Consider the following 20,136-nt stretch of genomic DNA (forward strand, 5'->3'; position numbering starts at 1 on the left):
ATCAACGCCCCGTTGCTCTCAAAATATCATAGATCGTTTCACTGAATACGCGACCTGGAACGTTGCCCAGCGCAATGGATTTGTTGTCCCCATAGTAATAATATTGCTTGTTATTCGGTTTGAAGAAATGTAAAGATTCCAGGGTAATGTCGTCCAACCCCTCGTAATACGTAATACTCGTACCACTGAATCGCAATTCCGCAACAAGATCTCCGTACTCTTTATAAAATTCATGATACCAACCGCCGTCCTGTGCCGGTCCTTTGATCCAGCCGTATTTCTCCAGTGCTTTGGGGAAAGACGTTGGTGAGAAATCAGACTCGGGCAGACGATCATATTCATTCTTGGTCTTGTCCTCATCTTCAGGCTGATGGATTTCACGATTCAGTTGCTCAAACGGCTGCTTGATCTCGTAATCCTCCAACTGCGTTGTCCAACCTTCAAGCGTCACCTGATCCAGTTCCAACGGGTGTATCAGTCCCACTTGTGCACCCGAAGGCAGATCAACCTCGTCTTCATCCACAGAATTGAAGGTGCCATCCTCCATATAACGGAACGTGCTGATCAGAGCGCCATCCTCATACGTTCCCCAGATCAGACCAACAGCAAATTTCTGCATGATTACATTTTGTACAAACAATGCTTTCCACTCATCAGCAGACCACAGACGTTGCTTGGATAATGACTCTTCCAGACGCTGCGCCTGAATGTTAACCATGGATTTGAGATCTTTTTTCAGCTGTGTAAAACGTGCCTTGGACTGCGCTGCCAGTTCAGCATCGTCTTTCTGTGCAGGAGCAGGCAGACTCTTCACGGATTTGCCTGTTTCTTCATTGAGAACAACCACTTGCAGGTCTCCATTGACCTTAATCAGGAAGGAGCGCTCTCCGTAACTCAGCTGCATGGTTCCTTTTTCATCAAAACCAAGTGTCGTGACAAGTCGATCTTCCAATTGTTCCGAAGTAAGCCCCATATTGTCGGCTGCAAGCTGCAATGCTTCTTCTGCTGCACCTTTCACCTGACGGTTCTTCACGCCACGTTTGATTTTGTCAATCGCCATAAGAGCGGATGGATCTTTCAGATAAGCGAGCACTTTTACAGCATCTGCTGCAATCGCGCCACGACTGTTTTCTGTCCATTCCTTAATTTGCGGAGCCAGAATATTCACAATCTGAATATCACCAAAGAGTGCTGAAACATACATCACCCACTTCTCTTTCGCGGGGGCACCTTCCTGAATCCAGACCTGAAGCAATTCACTTGCAAAACGAGCGAGTGATGCCTCACTTACGTAGTCCCGTAATTCATTTAACCTTTCATTGGGACCAGATGTATGATCCAGCGATTGCACCAGCGTATAAAGCTTAATTCGGTCATCTACCGGCTGATTATCTTCTGTCCGTATCAAGGAAGGGAGATCTTTCAGCGACAACCAGCTTAGTCTGGACAGCTTTTTGCTATCTGCCTGATCGGCGAGTGCAGCATGTGCATACTCCGGGCTCAGATCTGAGGTATCCAGCAGAATTTGAATCAGGTTCTTCCAATCGGCTGCCTTCTCTTTCTTCAAAAGCTCACCATACAGCTCCTTGCTGTTTTCCAGAATGCGAATTGCAGTCAAAGCCATCTCTTTGATTCCCGCTTTTTTCTCTGAGAGGTATACGAGTGTATACAAGTCCTGATCAGGTATCCGATTGAATTCGACTAACGCCACGCCATTTGCCTTCTTGGACGAATCTTGCAATCCGGCACGAATCGCTTCGGCCAGTTGTTTCTTCGCTAACTCATCACGCTGTTCAAAAGTGATTTCCAGAATTAAAATGCGTGTATCCGTTGGCAGTTTCTTATACTGTGTCAGTGCATAGTCCAGATTCTGCTGAATGATTCGGCGGTATTCGTCATGTGGCATGGCCTTATATCTATAGTCAGTCATACCATTGAGTGAGATCAGGCTCGTTAGCAATTTCTCACGTTTCACCTCAGGATCTTGCCCATAACGTTGAAGAATCTGCTCTCCACTAAACGCGTATGAATTGTACATGTCTGAGACAATATCCAGCGTCCAATCGGGATGGGTGGTCAGGATTGCGAATCTGCGCATCGCCTCCGAATCCAAGGGCAGAAAACTAATACTAATAAGGTTGTGAACACGCTTCTTATCCCGATTCAGTTGATTAAACAACCCGCGACTATTCGGGTCCTCCCAATATTCTTCAAGGGTGTTTTCCCCACTTAAATATCTTGCAATCGCAATTCCTTGGCGCCCCCCATCCAATGGATGCCGAAGAGCATTGAATACCGCTTGCTCCAAGGAACACTCGGCATTGGGCAACTCCAAACCCTGATCCTCCATCAATTTTTGAATGCAAAGTTTGAGGAATGGCGGTTTGATAATCTCGTATGCTCGAATCGCTTGTTCAGGACGATTCGCGATCGCGGATTGTAGCATGTTCCAGGATACCGTGTACGAATTAAGCTCGTCCCGCAACATTTCAACCAACTGATACGGCTCATCCAGTGGCACAAGTCCAACAAGCAGATCATTGGAACTCTTTGCTCTTGGGTCCATACTCAGCAAGTAACTCCGAACTTCAAGTGGATAAATCTCATGTAACTGATGCAGGGTGTGAAGCAAAATATGCCCAATCTCACTCTTTGCATCAAGGAACCGTTGTTTGCCTCCACTAATATTAATCAGGTACAACAATGCACTGCTCACCAGTACCATCGTTTGATGGAATACAGCGTGTGAACACTGCTCTTTTGAAGAGTATGACGTATTGGAGTACATCTCAGCTATGAGTTGACTACGCTTCTCCTTGAGGAATTCATCCTTCAATTCCTGGGAAGATCCGTTTTGCTTCCCTTGAATATTACTGACCACTATAGGTTCAATTAATGTATGTAGCTCATCCCGTAACTTATCTGAATCGTTAGCCATCACATGTTGAAACAACATTGGCAACGATTGCGCAGCAGATTCAACCTCTGCATGAGAAGGGGTATCACTTAACTTCGAATATAGTTGCAGGAGCATTAATGCATTAATGACATCCCGATAATTCCCCTGACTGTCCGCTTTTTTGGAATCAAAAAGCCACTGGGCACGTTTTAATTTGCTCTTCAATTCAGCCAAAATTTCGTTCTCGCCCGCAAACTGTTTGATCTTCTCCAACCGGGCCAACAACCCGCCCATGCGATCAGAACTTTTACTCTTACCGCTTAAGCCGTAAGCTTCTGAGTCATTTCCCATACAGATGGTAAAGGCATCCGTTCTCAATGAATTTCGTTTGGAATAATTGGATTCCAGATATATCACAATAGCCCCGGCACGGTAAAAGATATCTCCATCATCTTTTTTGGCGAGCTTCATGAGCAGATCAATCGTCTGATATACATAATGACTCGAATTTCCCAACATATCCGGGAACTTGTCTGTCGTTCCCAAGACATAATCAATAATTTCGGAGCTTCGATCTGTTGTTAATGAATACTCGTTTGAACACGTTACTGCGAATTTCTCCACCAAAGTTTCAACTGCGCGGTCTGCGGTAAGCATTGCACATTCCTCCTTGAATTAAGTGATGATCTCGCCAATCCAATCCGCGAGTTCGTTAGGCGTAATTGCTGCTACATATGCCCCCATATTGGTTAATGTCTGTGCGGCATGTTTGTTATAGACTGAATCTCCGTTAAAATCGAGTGCGGTGAGAACCAGTAGCTTAGATCCTGCATCGATGATATCTTTACAGGCTTTGTACATCTGCGGAAGCGGGTACCCTTCCTCCAGATCACTGACCAGAATAAAGATCGTTTTGCCCGGATTATCGATCAGTGTCTCGCCATAACGCAACGCCTTGGTAATATGTGTCCCCCCACCGAGCTGTACATTCATGAGCACGTCTACGGGGTCTTCCAGTCTGTCGCTCAGATCAACAACCTGCGTATCAAATATGAATAATTTCGTGCGCAGCGCATTCAAGCGATAGAAAATGCTGGCCATTACTGAACTGTAGATGACTGAATCCAGCATACTTCCACTTTCATCCACACCAATGATGATGTTCCACTTGTTATGGGGCTGTATATTCCCGTCGAAGTACAAGCGATCAATCACAAATCTGCGCTTGTTTTTATCATAATTCTTCAAATTCTTGGCGATGGTTCGTTTGAAATTCAGATTGCGCAAGGATCGTACTGAACTGGAGGTATAGCGACTGCGCTTACCCATGATACTGGCTCGAGTCTGAGATTCCAGCTTGCTGCGCAGCTCTTCAACCACGGTTCTAACGATCTCCTTGGCGCTCTTTAACACCTCACCTTTCATCCTTCCTTTGAACTGCATAATGTTCTTGAGCAGATTCATGTTGGGTTCAAGGGATTCAAGCAACTTTTTGTCTGTCAACAATTCGGTCAGCCCATAGCGGTCGAGTGCCTGTTTCTCCAAAATTTCTACCGTTGGTTTGGGGAATAGCTCCCTCACCTTGTGCAACCATTTTGGTACAGTCAGGTTGGACGCACCACGTCCTCCCTCTTTTCGGTAACCTTGTTCTTCACCGTATTCACGGTTATAGAGATACCCCAGAATCTCATCGATTTCCGTATATTGAAATTCAACCGAGGTATATTGCTCTGTATTGCACAGCCCTTCTTCAGCCGATTCACCGAGAATCAGACGCCAGCGATTTAAGGTTTCAGCAGAAGAATGATCCCCTCGTTTGTTTCCATCCGGATTGGAACTTTCATTGATATCTCTGGTTTCGCCCGTTCTCCGATTCGCTTCATTCATATTAGTTTCCATGTGGCAAACTCCTTTCGAAGCGCTTCGTCCAATGCTTTGGACTGAATCAGCATCTGTTCATCAACCGCAGGCCTTAACATCTCCTCTGGTTCAACCTGATGCAGACTCGCCACCCGCTCAGCAATCAAGCCCGTCTCCATTGGTGTAAAGTAGGTGAATGCCAGCCTTAATTCCGGTACCATGCTGATGAAGTCGTCGTATGACAGCTGTTCAATCAAAACATTCAACTCAGACAACAGCTGATCTTCATATAAAAAAGCGTCACGTGCTACAGTGAATACTCCCTGTAAAAAAAGTGCCGTTTGACGGATCTGATCCGGTGTACCATGGATATACCCGCGAGCACGATCAACAATCTCATCCCTGGGCCTGTCACCGAGCCCTGAGGAAATAGCTACACACACACCCTCCAGCTGAGCCGGAAGCTGGTGATCAGACAGAAGCTCATTCAGATGCATTCGGAATGTCTCATCCTGAAAATACTCTTCTGATGACTCCGCGAGCATGGCTAGCAGCTTCAATCCCTGAATAATGGCATCATGTTCATCCGTATTGGCTCTGGATAGCTGTAACAACTTGTCCACGGCGTTCCTATACGCTTCGGATACAAGATCAGGGAGATGTTGCTCTTCAGATAATCCCAGCAGCCTGCGGTGCTGGTGAATTCGGTTCAAGACTTGCAGGCTGTTACATAAGGATAGAAAATTTCCGTCAGTTCTCAGCGCCGAGCGCACCTGTTCATAGAGCTTCATCGCTGTGTCTTGAAGTCCCATGAGCAGTGCTTGAAGCATGAGTCGGGCAAGTTCACCGCTATGATGATCCGGGATCTCCTGCATCTGTTCTTCCATTTTGCGTGTGGCTGCTCCAGCAAGCGTTCCGCCATAGAGGGAGTTCTCAATCAATCTGGCCTCGATGCGGGAAGAGTACATATAAACCCAGGTTTCGCGAACCAGATTCATGTCACGCTCTGCGATCCAGTCTGGCCCCGATTGCCGTTTCGCGAATTCCGGAACCAGATAGGTGATACATTGAATCAATTGGCTGATCTGACGATGCTCCTGTTTCGCATACAGATCCAACACTTTCTTGTGTTGTCCAGTTGTGCGGATCTGCAGTTTGTATCCTGTACAACGCGCTTTGAAATCCTCCACGATGGGGATACTGAATGAATTGGGAGCCACGCTTCCAATGACGTCTCCTGTCAATAACTGCTGCAGCTCTTGCAGCGGTTTATCGGTAGCCAAGGTAAGCTCCCCCTTCACAAAGGAAGAGAGTGCTGCATCCATCAACTCATAGACGCCGCCTTCCCTTTTACCCCGAAGCCTGGCAAGCCCCTGAATCATACTGTACGCCTCAATCGCATCACTGGTTGATACATGTTCGTGACCGTCCCGCAACTTGCGCATCAGCCGAGATAACAAGTCCAGAGCCGTTAGATTATACGGTGTACTCTTTTTGCGAAGCAGCTGGTTCCAGATCTGATCGTAATAATTCACATAAGGCATGCCGCTTGCATATCCATTAAGCCGATCTGCTTCAGCAAAGGTATAGACCATCGGGTACATTTGTTGGTGAACCGTAATTGGTTCAACCGCACGTTGTGGAGACGTACCTGTTTTACCTTGTTTCTCTGAAAATTGATCTGCCTGCTGATTATCCATCTTCGACTGTTTCAAGTCGGATTCATGTTTGTCCGGCACTAACAGTCCATACGTATGAAATCCACCGGTAATGACAAGCACACGGTCATGCTCAAGTAGAGCTTGTTGAATACGTTGTCTCATATGTGCTTCCCTTGCCAGATCACCAGTAGAGTGTAATCGTTCTGCGGAATAGCACATTCTGGAAAGCGTGCAATACGTGAATACATCCTGTACGAACTCCGGGGTCGATTTTTCCAGACCGCCAATCTCAAACACCTTTTCCCACAATTCATCAAAACTGCGACAGTTTGTTTTTTGGCACAACCGGTTAATGAAATCAGACCCCGCAAGCAAGGTTTCGTCTTGAATGGAGATCTCCTTTTGTTCTATCTGGCCGGATTTGGATGCACGAGTGGAGAAATATTGATAGTCCAGATCAATAAATTTCGCCGGAATGTCCAGCCGTTTTGCTTCTTTCAAAGCCACATATTCAGGCGAATAACGAAGCATCGGATAATAGCAGGCTTCTCTCTCCAGTTCAGTTTCATAGGTGTAGTACAGACTGACAGGAGGTAAGGTTGCCTCATCACTCAGTACCGAAATTAATGGATTACCGCTCTCTGGTCCTTCGATCAGAATGATATCCGGCTTGTACTCTCCGATTAAACGTAACAAGTGATATGAACATGCAGGACTATGGTGTCGTATTGGATAATAGACCGTATGATTACTCAGGTTATACACCTGGGATTCGAACAAGGATTGCAACTGATCAACATCAGGGTCCAGTACCGCTGTTAACCGATCCATTTTCTCTCCTCATAATAGTCCTTCCACATTCCCTCTTCCCTGGAACGCTCTTTTACGACCTTGGAGAAGTAGGTTTTGAGAATGGACAGATCCTTGTCGTTTTCCTTTGCAATGGTGCCCAGCATGTTCTGTACCAACCGATCCAGTGCAATAGCTTTATCTTCGTAATAATAGGAAGTCATCGCACTCTGGACATAGACAGACACTGCTTCCGCCGTACTCATGGATGCCTGAGGGGTGTCGAGCTTGTATCCTTCCCGTGTCATGCCGGTACGCAGTTCCATAAATGTTGTAGCCAGCAATTCAACCACGTCCGGGTTAATTTCAATATCAATTCCACTATGTAATAACAGGCTTCGTGCCTGGGATTCAATAATTTTGGCTTCCATCTTCACGTTATGAATGGGCTTGATCGTCTCGAAATTGAAGCGTCGTTTCAATGCACCGCTCATTTCGTTAACACCTTTATCCCGAATATTGGCTGTAGCAATGACGTTAAATCCTGGCTGGGCAAACAGTACACCACCATCCAGTTCGGGAATGCTCATGACCTTGTCACTGAGAATACTGATCAGACTATCCTGCGCTTCGGCGGGACAACGTGTAATCTCTTCAAAACGGGTAAGAATCCCTTTCTTCATTCCGTTATATAACGGCGATGGTACAAGCGCAGCTTCCGAAGGGCCTTTATCAAGCAGCATGGCGTAATTCCAGGAATACTTAATCATATCTTCCGTGGTGCCTGCTGTACCCTGAATCGTATTTAGACTGGTTCCGGAGATTGCAGCAGTCAGCAGCTCGCTAAGCATAGTTTTGGCTGTCCCGGGTTCTCCTACGAGCATTAATCCTCGATTGCCTGCCAGAGTAACTACTGCACGTTCAATTAACACGTCATTGCCATAGAATTTGCGGGTGATCGTGATCTCTTCTCCATTCAATAATGCAGGCTTATCCCTGCCAATAATAAAATCGCGCACATAGGCGGGAGATAACAGCCAGTTCGGGGGACGTTTCCCCCGATCTTCCTCTCGCAGTGCGCGTAATTCAACCTCGTATAATGTCTCGGCGGGTGGTTTAAGCATCTCCATCGTCAAGGTGTCTCCTCTCACATAAACAGATCGTATGTTCTTATTCCTATCATTTTATCACAGCCCTCGAACAACCACCCGGTAAAACGACAAAAATGGTTGAAACGTCCTTCTTATCAGCACTCTTCCTAAGTCCATGGACATAGCCTCTAGCACAAATATGAAGGTGAATATCCTTACAGCCGTGCCAACACACGGGTTTCGAATCCGAACAGCCTGCTTATTACTAGTACATTCGCATTGTAGGCACATGACCTTAGAAATCATTACACTTTCCATATTGTGTTTCAACCAAAAGAAGACGATTATTACAAAGAAGACACAGGTCTGCGGCCTGTGTCTTTTTATATGTTCATATTTCACCCAACATCTATGCATTTTGAACGAAACTAACCACTCTCTCAGATGTCTCTACTTACATTCTACGTCCGCATGAAGCGGAATACAGCTCGTACCACTCATAACGGGTAAGCTCCATATTCGTCGCATCACGACAGGCCAGAATACGCTCTGGCCGAATCGAACCAATCACGGGCTGAATCCCTGCTGGATGTTTCATTAACCAAGCCAGTACAATGGATTCAGATGTAACACCACGTTCCTTGGCCATTCGATCTACCAATTGAGCCGTATGCTCAATCTCCGCGCGCTGTCCCTCGACGATCCTGCCATTAAATCGTCCTTGAGCAAGTGGACCCCAAGCCTGCAGTTGAATATGCTCTGCCTGACAATATTCCATTGTGCCATAGGGAAATACGTTGTCTCTCGCTTGGGGCCGATTAACTGTCACACCGGCTTCTACGAATCCGATTTTGTCCAGACTCATCTCCAGCTGGTTCACAATCAGAGGTACTTTACTATGAAGCTGAAGAAGGCGAATCTGTTCAGACCCCATGTTGGACACACCAAAATGGCGCACTTTACCCGAATGATGCAGCTCAGCCAGTGCTTCTCCAATCTCTTGTGGATGGGCAAGTGGATCAGGACGATGTAATAGCAAAATATCTAGATAATCGATCCCGAGCCGTCCCAGGATACCGTCCACACTCGCCAGGATATGTGCACCTGAGGTGTCATAACGCTGCGGTCCTCCATCATCACCCACTAGACGTATACCACACTTCGACTGTATAATGATCTGCTCACGCAAGCCAGGAGTTTCAGATAAAACTCGCCCCAATACATGTTCTGCCTTACCGCGTGTGTAAATATCCGCCAGATCAAAGTGATTAATCCCTATTTCTAGCTGCTTCTACTGCTCGATGACCTTCCACGACAAGATCTGAAGTAATGGGGAGACCATCCCATTCACCCCCAAACCGCATACAGCCAAGAACCATTCGACTTGCCGGAATCTGGTGGTGATGCAAAGGAAGTTGTGCGTAAGACATGTCAGCGTTCACCTCATTTTCATTTTTTACCAAGAAAAAAACCGATTCTCTCTCCATGTCTTCTTCCATCTTCCTCTATTTTCCTGCTCGATCATCCGTATGAAGAAAAAACAAGGTTTCAAAAGCTTGCGTATTGAATATATAGAGGGTGCAGGTATTAAGCAGGAATATGAGAGGAGATTTTACATTTGAAACCGAATGAACCGAACGAATCCTCAAGGCCAGCGTTTTTCACGAAAGAATTCACACACAACCCCTACCCGGTATATGAAAAGTTAAGAAAAGATGAGCCCGTTTTCCGAGTCATGTTTCCTCAAGGGGAATTCGGCTGGATTATTACCCGGTACGAGGATGCAGTCCAGATTCTGAAAGATCCTCGCTTCAGCAAAGACATGGTCCGACGTTACGGCGCTGACAATCAAAGCATTTTCTCGAATAATATGTTGTTCTCCGATCCGCCAGATCATAAACGTCTTCGGGGACTTGTACAGAAAGCATTCACGCCCAAACTTGTCGCAAACATGCGAAGCCATATTCAGAACATTGCTGATGATCTGCTGGACAACCTCCCGTCACAGGAAAAAATGAATCTGATCGATGACTTTGCCTTTCCGCTGCCCATCATTGTCATTAGTGAAATTCTGGGAGTCCCTGCCCAGGATCGTGACCAATTCCGCATATGGTCCAATACGGTAATTGATGCTTCCACAGCCGAGAGCGCCGAGCTGTTTGAGCAACATTCCAGGGAGTTTACAGATTACCTGACAGCCTGGTTCGAAAAAGTACGAAAAGCTCCCGGCACTGATCTGATCAGCCAACTCGTTATTGCAGAAGAATCCGGGCAGCAGTTAACTGAACAAGAACTGCTTGGCGTTGTCTCTTTATTAATCATTGCCGGTCATGAAACAACCGTTAATCTCATCGGCAATGGGATTCTCGCCCTGCTGGAGCATCCGGAGCAACGCGAACTGCTCATCAAGCAGCCCGAGCTTATTCACAATGCCATTGAAGAGATGCTGCGTTATAACGGACCGGTGGAGTTCAGCACATCCCGGTGGGCCCTGGAAGATATTGAATTCCGTGGACAGCATATCGCTCAAGGTGAACTTGTCATTGTTGCGCTTGATTCCGCCAACCGAGACGAACAGCAATTTAAGGATGCTGATATCTTCGACATTACCCGCGAGAAGAGTTCGCATCTGGCATTTGGCAAAGGAATTCATCTCTGCCTCGGGGCCCCGCTTGCTCGTCTGGAAGGTGAGATTGCAGTCAGCACACTTCTGAATCGTTTTCCAAATATACAGCTTCAGGCAGACGTGAACGAACTGGAATGGAGACCTGGCATGATTGTACGTGGTGTCAAGGAAATCCCGGTTCAACTTAAATAATGGCTATAATGAATAATTGAAAGTGAGGCACCATACATCATGGAAATGAACACCTTGGTATGGATCGTTTTGCTGCTTCTGATCCTTGTGTTACTGGTTAGAGTCACCAGCCTGCAACGCCAATTAAATGAATTGAAAAGAGATGTGGAGCGTCTGGAGAATGGTTCATCCGCAATCGCCAGCCCACGCTCCGACTTCAATTACATCTTGACGCCGAAGGAAGCACCCCCTTCCCACACAAGTCAACCAGCCGAAACTGATCTGGATCAGGAACTGCTTACACTTATACAACAAGGGAAAAAAATTATGGCGATCAAACAACTGCGTGAAGCCAGAGGGCTTTCGTTGAAGGAAGCCAAAGACTATGTTGATGCACTGGATCGGTAATATACAACGATATACAACACACATAACTCTCGGAGAAGTTACTCTGTACTTTTGGCTGATAACACAGCAGAAAGTAGGGATTCTTCGTCCGAGGGTTTACTTTTCAAAGGGCATATGATACTGTATTTCTATATTACTAGAAATAAGAAATAAAGACGAAAGGACGGATGATGATGCAACCAAACCCGAATGAACTTGAACAAGTGGTCAAAATTCATAAAGCACTGGGTGAGCATACACGCTACAAAATCATTCAGATTCTATCGGGCGAAAGCAACCTGTGTCCTGCTGATCTGGAGAGTCGCCTTGTTACCGTTGCCCTATCAACTCTGTCTCATCACCTGAAACAGCTGTCCGATTGCGGCTTGCTCACATCACAGAAGAAAGGTACGTATATCTATTACAGCCTGGACATGGAGACTGCACAGAAGTTTGTTCCCTATCTGCTAAATAAATAAAAAAATTTAAGCTATATTTCTATATAATTAGAAATATTGAAACAGCAAACAACCTTTCATATCAGACTAGGTGACATAAGATTACGCTTATACCAATCTTCATGATCTCAGTTGGTTACATCACCATTCGCAGATGGGTTGCATTCACAGCATTCATGTCTCGTTCTCTTGTCTTTATTTCTATATTTCTAGAATTATAATAATTATAAACAGAAAGAGGTTATGTATCCATGTCTTCTACGCTCAAAATCTATGTTCTTGCCTTGGTCAGTTTCCTTGTAGGAACGTCCGAATATGTCATTGCCGGCATTTTGGATCGCATTGCAGATACCATGAATATCTCTTTGATCGCTGCCGGGCAACTCATTACGATTTTTTCGCTCGTATATGCGCTTGGTACACCTATCATTATTGCACTGACTTCGCGTTGGGATCGTCGCAAGCTGTTGCTGTATTTCCTTGGTCTGTTCGTTATAGCGAATGTACTTGCTTATCTGTTGCCGGGCTATGGTCTGTTCGTCGCAGCACGTGTCTTGATGGCTCTGGGTGCAGGTGTCGTTGTTGTCACAGCGTTAACAGTCGCTTCCCAAATAGCTGCTGAGGGCAAACAAGCTAGTGCAATTGCCACAGTAATCACTGGCTTTACCGCTTCATTGATTGTTGGCGTTCCGCTTGGAAGGCTTGTGGCTGCATCATGGGATTGGAAGCTTGTTTTCGCAGGTATAGCCGTTCTCGGCATTCTCGCCATGCTGGTTATTGCGGCCACCATTCCGCCTTCAAAAGCGGAAGCTTCTGTTCCACTGAAGAAACAACTGTCGTTACTCAAACAGCCACGAATTGGTTTGGCACTGCTCGTGACATTTTTCTGGTTAGGTGGTTATTCCATTGCTTACACGTATATCTCACCTTATCTCGCAACCGTTGCAGGAATGAGCGAAGCACTACTCAGTTCAGCTTTACTCGCATTCGGCATAGCTAGTCTGATCGGTTCAAAAGTAGGAGGATTCAGTGCTGACAGATGGGGTGTCAAACGGACGTTGATCACAGGCATGACACTGCATATCGTGAGTCTGGTCCTGCTAAATATAACGGCAAGCTCTCATCTCACTGTCTTGCTTGTTCTGATTTTGTGGTCTTTTGCCGCATGGTCTTCGGGTCCGACTCAGCAATATAACCTCGTGACGATGGCTCCCGAATCCTCAGGTATTATGCTTAGTCTGAATAGTTCGGTCATGCAATTAGCCATGGCCGCTGGAGCAGGTATTGGTGGCATCGCGGTCAGCAGTGTATCATTGTCATCGATTACCTGGATTGGGGCTGTCGGGGTCGTTGTGGCCATCATCATTGTTATTGGCTCGTATCGTTCATCGTCTAATAAAAGTACACAAACTGATGCATCACACAACGTTGCCTAATATGGATTCGCAATACCATTCGTAGTATAAAAGAGGAATCAAAAAGAGAGGCACTGTAAACATACAGTGACCTCTCTTTGACCATCTTAACAACTATTTTATTGCCAATAAGCTTAACGCTTATTGGGCTGTAACTGCACCATCGATCGGATATACTGCACCATTGATATACGGCGCCTCATCTCCCAGAAGGAAGGAAACCAGGTTCGCAATCTCTTCCGGTCTGCCAAGACGTCCAGATGGAATGCTGTCCACCGTTGCTTTGAACACTTCAGGATTATCTTTACCAAACTGAACAACCATCGGTGTCTCAATCGTGCCTGGCGCAATCGCGTTCACACGAATATTGTCCTTGCCATATTCAATTGCAGCTGTGCGGGTCAAGCCGACTACGCCATGTTTGGTTGCTGCGTAAGGTGCAACCGCGGGTACACCAACAATACCGGCTGTAGATGCTGTATTCAAAATGGAACCCCCACCTGTTTTGAGCATTTCCGTAATCACATACTTTAACCCGTAGAACACACTTCTCAGGTTAATATCAATAATCTGGTCAAACTGCTCGATCGTATGTTCAATCAACTTGATCCCAGGACCCGCAATTCCTGCATTATTAAAGAACATGTCGATTCGTCCAAATTCTTCGACTGCTTTTTTCACATAATTCTCAACTTCAGGTGCTTTACTCACATCTGCCTTTACAAAAATAGCTTTACTTCCCAGCTTCTCAATCTGCTTAACCGTTTCAAGCCCTGTCTCTTCGACAAGATCTACGACGACTATGGATGCGCCCTTCTCAGCCAGCTTTAGCGCTGCCGCTTGGCCTAGTCCACTTCCTGCTCCAGTGATAATGGCTACTTTTCCTGCGTGACTCATGTTGATCTCCTCCATGTGTGTGTGTCATCTTGTGATTGGATCGATGAATACGATATGAAACGTACGTACTTGTAATGATGCAATATGTAGGTCAAAAATGGCATAAAACCTTCCTGACATTACCTATTCTAATAGACTTTCGACATAAAAACAAATCATATAATATGTTTTCATACTATATCATATGTCACATTTTCAGCATTTCATCGAAGGAGCATGCAACTGGAATATCTTGTTGCATGCTCTTCTTTTTACATAAATCACCCTATTAAAGTTAGTGGCTCCACGCCTTCAAACTTGCATATCCACTTTATCGTAACGCCTATCTCAGCAAATTGGTTTTTGCCAATTCAATGATCTCGTCACCGCGTCCGTTCAGCACAGCTTTCAACATCCATAAGGTGAATCCTTCCGCCTGTTTGAACTCAATCTTCGGTGGCAAAGACAATTCCTGTCGGTTCACCACGACATCAATCAGTACAGGACCATCATGCTGAAGTGCACGCTGCACAGCTCCTTCCAGTTCACCCGGATCCTCAACCCGAATGCCTTCCATGCCCATGGCCTGAGCAACCATCGCAAAGTTTGGATTGACAAGCTCTGTTCCCGATTCCAGGAATCCGGCAGCTTTCATCTCCAGCTCAACAAAACCAAGTGCTCCATTATTAAACACCACCACTTTAATCGGCAGATGATGCTGTTTCAATGTCAACAGATCACCCATCAGCATCGTAATACCACCATCACCCGACAACGAGATGACTTGTCTGCCTGGATCAGCGACTTGTGCACCAATCGCTTGTGGCAGCGCATTGGCCATCGTACCGTGACTGAATGAACCGAGCAGCCTGCGGTTGCGGCTCATCTCGATATAACGGGCCCCCCATACTGTCGGAGTACCGACATCGCAGGTGAAGATGGCATTTTCAGCTGCGGCATCACTAATGATCTTGGTCAGGTACTGCGGATGGATCGGCTTTTTACCCGGTTTTCCAACGGCTAGCTCGTCCAGTTCTTTTCGTACTTTCACATAATGGTCCACACTTTTACGCAAATGTTTGTCACTGTGTTCTTCTGTTAGATATGGAAGCAAAGTTTCAATGGTCGCTTTTACATCTCCACATACACCATAATCCAGCTTCGTACGCCGACCGAGATGGGAGGATTGAATGTCGACCTGAAGCACTTTTGCATCTTCGGGATAGAATTGACGATATGGGAAATCCGTCCCCAGCATCAACAATACATCACAGTCCATCATGGCATGATAACCGGATGAATACCCGATCAGGCCGGTAAGGCCGACGGAATAGGGGTTGTCATACTCCAAATATTCCTTACCCCTTAATGCAATAACCATGGGGGATTTCAACCGATCACAGAGCTGCATAAGGGGTTCCCGAGCGCCCGCGCAGCCTGCACCGCACAATAACGTAATTTTATTGCCTTGATTCAGATACTCTGCCAGTTTAACGAGTTCAGGCTCAGAAGGATGTACCACTGGATTGGTCGCGTGATATACATGCTCTGGCACAGGCAGATCGGCTGCTTCAAGTCCAGCCACATCCCCCGGCAATACAACGACGGACACACCTGAACGTGCAACTGCTGTCTGAATGGCCATCGTCAAGGAACGCGGCATCTGTTTTGCTGTTGTAATGACTTCACAATAATCACTACATTCCTGAAACAGATACTCCGGATGGGTCGCCTGAAAATATTCACTGCCAATCTCGTCACTTGGGATATGTGCAGCGATAGCGAGTACAGGAACACGATTGCGGTGACAGTCGTACAGACCATTAATAAGATGCATATTACCAGGACCACTACTACCTGCACAGACAGCGATACTTCCACTGACCTCAGCGTCCGCCCCAGCAGCAAATGCAGCTACTTCTTCATGTCGTACATGAATCCACTCGATCTTCCCAGAACGACGGATGGAGTCGAGTACCGCATTCAAGGAGTCTCCAACAATGCCATATATACGTTTGATACCAGCGTTCAATAAGGATTCAACCAGAACGTCCGCTACTGTTTTTTCATAAGTGATGGGTCTCCTTTGATTGCTCATTTTGATTATGTTTCCACTCCCTTAATATACCTATTCTTATACCCCAATCTTCTGAAACTCGAACCCAACTGCACCTTAAAGCCAATATTTCGTTGTTAGCAAAATGCCAAAAAATCCGTTTGTCGAATGACAAACGGATTACAGTTAAAATCAATTTATACGTAATCCATGTGGATTTCCAAATCCAAAGCGTACTCTAGATGGCAGGCATCACATTTCCACCACTTACCGGGATGTAGGCACCCGTGATAAACGAGGACAGATCCGAAGCGAGAAATGCCACCGCATTGGCGATTTCCTGATCTTCACCCCTGCGATTCAGCGGCACGGTACGCGTGTAGGCCTCATCATGTCCAGGCTCACTGGAGCGATCACGCTCGCTTATTGTCCATCCAGGTGCAACTTGGTTTACAGTAATCTGATACTCGCCAACCTCCTTGGCCAGCACACGATATACGCCATCCATTCCACGTTTACCAGCAGTGTAGGCCGATTGGTGAGCGAAGTTTTGCATCGCACATTCTGTATTAATGCCAATAAAGCGACCGGCTTTGACGTTTTGCATATGTGGAATGAATGCTTTGGCAAGATACACACTCTGCATAACACAGGATTCGAACTGGCTCAAGTAATCTTCAGGAGACTGTTCCAATACCGTTGTCCATTCATATTGAATGACCGCATTGGCAACGACGATATCCACACCGCCGAGGACAGGCTGAATTTCATCGCGCATCCGAAATGCAGTATCCTGCTTCGTAATATCTCCCTGTACAATTACAGCCTGACGACCAAGCGCTTCAATTTCACCCTGAAGCTCCCGGGCCTTGGTATCATTATTTATATAATGTAGAGCCAGATTGGCGCCACAGGCTGCCAACGTGCGAGCGATCACTCTCCCCAGTTGACCGGTTGCGCCTGTAACCAGAGCCGTTTTTCCTGTGAGATCCAATTGCATAACAGCGAAAACCTCCTTGAATTCATTTGATCGAAAACGGTTTCGAAAAACACTATAGTCTCTCGACAGTTACGCATTATTAAGAGAAGAATACAGCATTGTTCAATGCTGTATATGGTAAGTCAGCTTTCTTCCCTATATGTAGAGAATATTACTGATTATGTTGAATAAGATCAATTTCCTGGAAGCGACTGACTTCCTTTTCCCAACGCTCTTCTACATACTGACGGTGAACCGGGTGATTGTTGTATGCATCATACGCAGCCTGATCCGCAAAGACCATCGAGAAGCTGTAGTCAAACTCATTCTTCTCACTTACCTGTCTCAGAACCCGAAATTGCTCTACCCCGGGAATGACTGCCAGTGCATCCGAACTTTCCTTCAAAAAGGCTTCTGCCTCCGGTGTATCTTTACCTGCGTAAAGTGTAAACGTTACCATATGTGTGATGCTACTCATCTCTATTTCCTCCTCCAATATGTTCGTACTCTGTTTTCTAGTGTACATCCGAATGTGTTGTAAGCGCAATAATTGGTTGAATTAATTTTTAATCAGATGGTTATCTCTATATAAATTGAACTAAAGAATATTTACACTGGTCACTTCGATGACAGAACAACCTTCCGATCGCTGTTATCCCCAGATTTTTTTGATTCCTTTTTATAAAGGTAAAATCCGGGGATAGTGTATGCTTCCGATGTATCTTTCTTGCAGAAAGCTTTTAGGCCAACTGTGTAAATGTTTAGTTCAATTTATATAGTTAAAAATATTAATTAAAAATTACAAGGTTTTACCCTGAATATGTACACAAAAAAACCTCAGGACAAATCCCGAGGTTTTCTTGTAATGTATAGACAAACTTATTTGTTGATGTTGTATTTACGGTTAAACTTATCAACACGGCCACCGATATCCACGTTTCTTTGTTTACCAGTGAAGAACGGGTGGGATGCAGAACTAGTGTCCACACGGATTACTGGGTAAGAGTTACCGTCTTCCCATTCCATAGTTTCGTTAGAGAACTTCGTGGAAGAACTCAGGAATTTGTAATCAGCACTTGCATCGTAAAAAATTACGAGTTGTGTCTTTGGATGGATGTCAACTTTTGGCATAATCTATTTACACTCCTTTAATATGGGTACTTCTTTAGAATCAAACTAAATTTTATTATACTCTTTTTTTGGACAAAGTACCAGCAGGATTTGAGGAATAGCTAAAAAAATTATGATATCTGTGATTTTGCACCTAACCAGGTGTCACGCCGTCCCTTTCTCCAGTACATTCAACATGTACTCCAAAGCCTCCAGTTCATCCCTGCCCCTTGTCTGTAATCTGACAACACTACCATATCGAATGGGAAGTAACGCCATTCCAAGCAGGCTTTTGACATCTACACGATGCTCATGCTCAGACTCCATATACGACAAAATAATATCCGAGGAAAAACGTGACGCTTGAGAAGATACCGACATCAGATCATCCCGATGAAAATCAGCGTGTATCATAAATTCATGTACTCTCACAACCTTCATTTCCTTTCACTAGGTACTTATTCAAGGTACTTATTCACCATGATGGTGTGTATCATTTTATATATTAAAATCTTCATGAATTATACCATGTTGTGGGAGCTTGACCCATACTTTTTTTTAAAAAAAACAAAAAAAGAGTCCTGAACTGCCGGACTCTTTCAAGTTGTTCCTATCTGCCGTTCGGATATACCATCACCTTCAGACTACCGCTCTTGTTGTGTAATGCGCGCTCCATCGCTTGCTGTGTCTCTTCGAGTGAATAACGATCTGTAATCAGGGCCATCACGTCATGCTGGCCGGAGCTCAGGAACTCAATCCCTGCCGGATACGTATTGGCATAACGGAATATGCCATAGATATCAACTTCATTGTCCGCGATGAATGGAACATTGAGTGCGATCTCATCCTGTGCAGGCAGGCCCACAATCGCAAGTTTTCCTCCACGTCGAAGTGAATATAGAGCCGACTGTAACGCCTTTGGGTTCCCGGCAGTTTCCCATGCAGTATCCACACCGACACCACCAGTTAACTCGCGAATCACAGCCAGTGCATCTTCATTCCGCACATTAATGGTATGAGTGGCACCCATCCGGCGAGCTGCTTCCAGCCGAACTTCCTCCAGATCCGTTACAATGATCTTCTCTACACCAAAAGATTTGGCAGCAGCCACGGCCATGAGTCCAACCGGACCCATGCCCATAATCGCCAGGGTTGTACCCGGAGCCAGCTTGCTGCGGCGTGCAGCGTGAATCCCAACGGAGAATGGCTCGTTCATTGCTGCTTCTTCATAAGACAGATGATCCGGGATCGAGAATACCATATCTTCACGCATCACCATGTATTGTACAAATGCCCCATCCACGGGAGGGGTCGCCAGAAATTGTACATCCGGACACAGGTTGTAGCGACCTTCCTTGCAGGCCGTGCAACGTCCGCAGGTCACCCCAGGCTCAATAGCAACCCGATCCCCTGTTTTCAAACGTGATACGTTCGAGCCCACAGCAGCAATGATGCCCGCACATTCATGACCCAAAATGATCGGTTTTTCCACGACAAATCTGCCTATGCGCCCATGTTCGAAATAATGCACATCCGAGCCACACACCCCGACAGCCATCACCTGGATTAACACCTCATCTGCTGCGGGCTGCGGAACGGGTTGTTCCTCAATAATAATGTGTCCTGGCTCTGTCATGACAGCGGCCTTCATGGTCTCGGGCAGTTGATGTTGTCCCATACGCATCTCCTCCTCAGGTATGTCCATGCTGTCTATTGTACATCAAAGAAAACAAGGTATCTTCTTTCTTCACATTACAA

General features: G+C 45.8%; 15 protein-coding genes and 1 pseudogene. 4 read left to right on the top strand and 12 right to left on the bottom strand.

All coding sequences use genetic code 11. The features are described from left to right. Window position 1: 1 nt before the first annotated feature. From ABTV53_RS15570 to ABTV53_RS15590, 5 genes and pseudogenes are all read right to left on the bottom strand, one after another. On the bottom strand, window positions 2-3,556 hold the full coding sequence (locus ABTV53_RS15570; RefSeq protein WP_433743877.1) for a DUF4132 domain-containing protein: 3,555 nt from the start codon (window positions 3,554-3,556) through the stop codon (window positions 2-4). 18 nt (window positions 3,557-3,574) lie between these two features. Continuing rightward, window positions 3,575-4,798, bottom strand: coding sequence for a VWA domain-containing protein (locus tag ABTV53_RS15575; RefSeq protein WP_433743880.1), 1,224 nt, complete (start codon window positions 4,796-4,798; stop codon window positions 3,575-3,577). Beyond that, window positions 4,783-7,251: a DUF5682 family protein gene (locus ABTV53_RS15580; protein ID WP_433743882.1), complete on the bottom strand. Its 2,469-nt coding sequence runs from the start codon at window positions 7,249-7,251 to the stop codon at window positions 4,783-4,785. Before ABTV53_RS15580 ends, ABTV53_RS15575 begins: the two co-directional genes overlap by 16 nt. Continuing rightward, window positions 7,239-8,339 carry an ATP-binding protein gene (locus tag ABTV53_RS15585; protein WP_433743885.1) on the bottom strand — a complete coding sequence of 367 codons (1,101 nt, stop codon included), beginning with the start codon at window positions 8,337-8,339 and terminating at the stop codon, window positions 7,239-7,241. Before ABTV53_RS15585 ends, ABTV53_RS15580 begins: the two co-directional genes overlap by 13 nt. Window positions 8,340-8,754: 415 nt before the next feature. After that, window positions 8,755-9,730, bottom strand: a pseudogene (locus ABTV53_RS15590) (aldo/keto reductase). 188 nt (window positions 9,731-9,918) lie between these two features. On the opposite strand from ABTV53_RS15590, the gene ABTV53_RS15595 reads away from it, so the two are divergent. The 4 genes from ABTV53_RS15595 to ABTV53_RS15610 all read left to right on the top strand — a co-directional run bounded on the left by ABTV53_RS15595 (window position 9,919) and on the right by ABTV53_RS15610 (window position 13,378). Next, window positions 9,919-11,118 carry a cytochrome P450 family protein gene (locus ABTV53_RS15595; RefSeq protein ID WP_433743888.1) on the top strand — a complete coding sequence of 400 codons (1,200 nt, stop codon included), beginning with the start codon at window positions 9,919-9,921 and terminating at the stop codon, window positions 11,116-11,118. 39 nt (window positions 11,119-11,157) lie between these two features. After that, window positions 11,158-11,505: a ribosomal protein L7/L12 gene (locus ABTV53_RS15600; protein ID WP_433743891.1), complete on the top strand. Its 348-nt coding sequence runs from the start codon at window positions 11,158-11,160 to the stop codon at window positions 11,503-11,505. A 170-nt stretch (window positions 11,506-11,675) separates the two neighbouring features. Continuing rightward, complete coding sequence (locus tag ABTV53_RS15605) at window positions 11,676-11,963, top strand: ArsR/SmtB family transcription factor (RefSeq protein WP_433754233.1); 288 nt, start codon at window positions 11,676-11,678, stop codon at window positions 11,961-11,963. 230 nt (window positions 11,964-12,193) lie between these two features. Further along, window positions 12,194-13,378, top strand: a complete 1,185-nt coding sequence (locus ABTV53_RS15610) for an MFS transporter (protein ID WP_433743895.1) — start codon at window positions 12,194-12,196, stop codon at window positions 13,376-13,378. Window positions 13,379-13,498: 120 nt separating this feature from the next. Here ABTV53_RS15610 and ABTV53_RS15615 read toward each other — a convergent pair whose 3' ends face one another. The 7 genes from ABTV53_RS15615 to ABTV53_RS15645 form a co-directional block, all read right to left on the bottom strand. Further along, window positions 13,499-14,254, bottom strand: a complete 756-nt coding sequence (locus ABTV53_RS15615; protein WP_433743898.1) for an SDR family NAD(P)-dependent oxidoreductase — start codon at window positions 14,252-14,254, stop codon at window positions 13,499-13,501. A gap of 322 nt (window positions 14,255-14,576) precedes the next feature. Then, the gene (gene poxB, locus ABTV53_RS15620; protein WP_433743901.1) at window positions 14,577-16,331 is read right to left on the bottom strand and encodes a ubiquinone-dependent pyruvate dehydrogenase; all 1,755 of its coding nucleotides are present in this window, start codon (window positions 16,329-16,331) and stop codon (window positions 14,577-14,579) included. Window positions 16,332-16,527: 196 nt separating this feature from the next. Further along, window positions 16,528-17,289 (bottom strand): SDR family NAD(P)-dependent oxidoreductase, encoded by a 762-nt coding sequence (locus ABTV53_RS15625; protein ID WP_433743904.1) that lies wholly within the window; start codon window positions 17,287-17,289, stop codon window positions 16,528-16,530. A 151-nt stretch (window positions 17,290-17,440) separates the two neighbouring features. Continuing rightward, window positions 17,441-17,746, bottom strand: coding sequence for a Dabb family protein (locus ABTV53_RS15630; protein ID WP_433743907.1), 306 nt, complete (start codon window positions 17,744-17,746; stop codon window positions 17,441-17,443). Between the two features lie 401 nt (window positions 17,747-18,147). Then, window positions 18,148-18,399 (bottom strand): type B 50S ribosomal protein L31, encoded by a 252-nt coding sequence (locus ABTV53_RS15635; protein ID WP_433743910.1) that lies wholly within the window; start codon window positions 18,397-18,399, stop codon window positions 18,148-18,150. Window positions 18,400-18,543: 144 nt separating this feature from the next. Continuing rightward, window positions 18,544-18,810: an HPr family phosphocarrier protein gene (locus tag ABTV53_RS15640; RefSeq protein ID WP_026081056.1), complete on the bottom strand. Its 267-nt coding sequence runs from the start codon at window positions 18,808-18,810 to the stop codon at window positions 18,544-18,546. A gap of 178 nt (window positions 18,811-18,988) precedes the next feature. Continuing rightward, entirely contained in the window at window positions 18,989-20,062 is a 1,074-nt protein-coding gene (locus ABTV53_RS15645) for an NAD(P)-dependent alcohol dehydrogenase (protein ID WP_433743912.1), read from the bottom strand. Between the last annotated feature and the right edge of the window lie 74 nt (window positions 20,063-20,136).

The sequence above is a fragment of the Paenibacillus amylolyticus genome (assembly GCF_050990605.1).
Taxonomy (GTDB): domain Bacteria; phylum Bacillota; class Bacilli; order Paenibacillales; family Paenibacillaceae; genus Paenibacillus; species Paenibacillus amylolyticus_H.

What these genes read in the sequence shown, in the direction of transcription:
- ABTV53_RS15625 (WP_433743904.1), bottom strand. Translation starts at nt 17,289, where the DNA reads ATGCAATTGGATCTCACAGGAAAAACGGCTCTGGTTACAGGCGCAACC.
- poxB (WP_433743901.1), bottom strand. Translation starts at nt 16,331, where the DNA reads ATGAGCAATCAAAGGAGACCCATCACTTATGAAAAAACAGTAGCGGAC.
- ABTV53_RS15600 (WP_433743891.1), top strand. Translation starts at nt 11,158, where the DNA reads ATGGAAATGAACACCTTGGTATGGATCGTTTTGCTGCTTCTGATCCTT.
- ABTV53_RS15630 (WP_433743907.1), bottom strand. Translation starts at nt 17,746, where the DNA reads ATGAGTAGCATCACACATATGGTAACGTTTACACTTTACGCAGGTAAA.
- ABTV53_RS15615 (WP_433743898.1), bottom strand. Translation starts at nt 14,254, where the DNA reads ATGAGTCACGCAGGAAAAGTAGCCATTATCACTGGAGCAGGAAGTGGA.
- ABTV53_RS15570 (WP_433743877.1), bottom strand. Translation starts at nt 3,556, where the DNA reads ATGCTTACCGCAGACCGCGCAGTTGAAACTTTGGTGGAGAAATTCGCA.
- ABTV53_RS15635 (WP_433743910.1), bottom strand. Translation starts at nt 18,399, where the DNA reads ATGCCAAAAGTTGACATCCATCCAAAGACACAACTCGTAATTTTTTAC.
- ABTV53_RS15585 (WP_433743885.1), bottom strand. Translation starts at nt 8,339, where the DNA reads ATGGAGATGCTTAAACCACCCGCCGAGACATTATACGAGGTTGAATTA.
- ABTV53_RS15610 (WP_433743895.1), top strand. Translation starts at nt 12,194, where the DNA reads ATGTCTTCTACGCTCAAAATCTATGTTCTTGCCTTGGTCAGTTTCCTT.
- ABTV53_RS15605 (WP_433754233.1), top strand. Translation starts at nt 11,676, where the DNA reads ATGATGCAACCAAACCCGAATGAACTTGAACAAGTGGTCAAAATTCAT.
- ABTV53_RS15580 (WP_433743882.1), bottom strand. Translation starts at nt 7,251, where the DNA reads ATGGATCGGTTAACAGCGGTACTGGACCCTGATGTTGATCAGTTGCAA.
- ABTV53_RS15575 (WP_433743880.1), bottom strand. Translation starts at nt 4,798, where the DNA reads ATGGAAACTAATATGAATGAAGCGAATCGGAGAACGGGCGAAACCAGA.
- ABTV53_RS15645 (WP_433743912.1), bottom strand. Translation starts at nt 20,062, where the DNA reads ATGCGTATGGGACAACATCAACTGCCCGAGACCATGAAGGCCGCTGTC.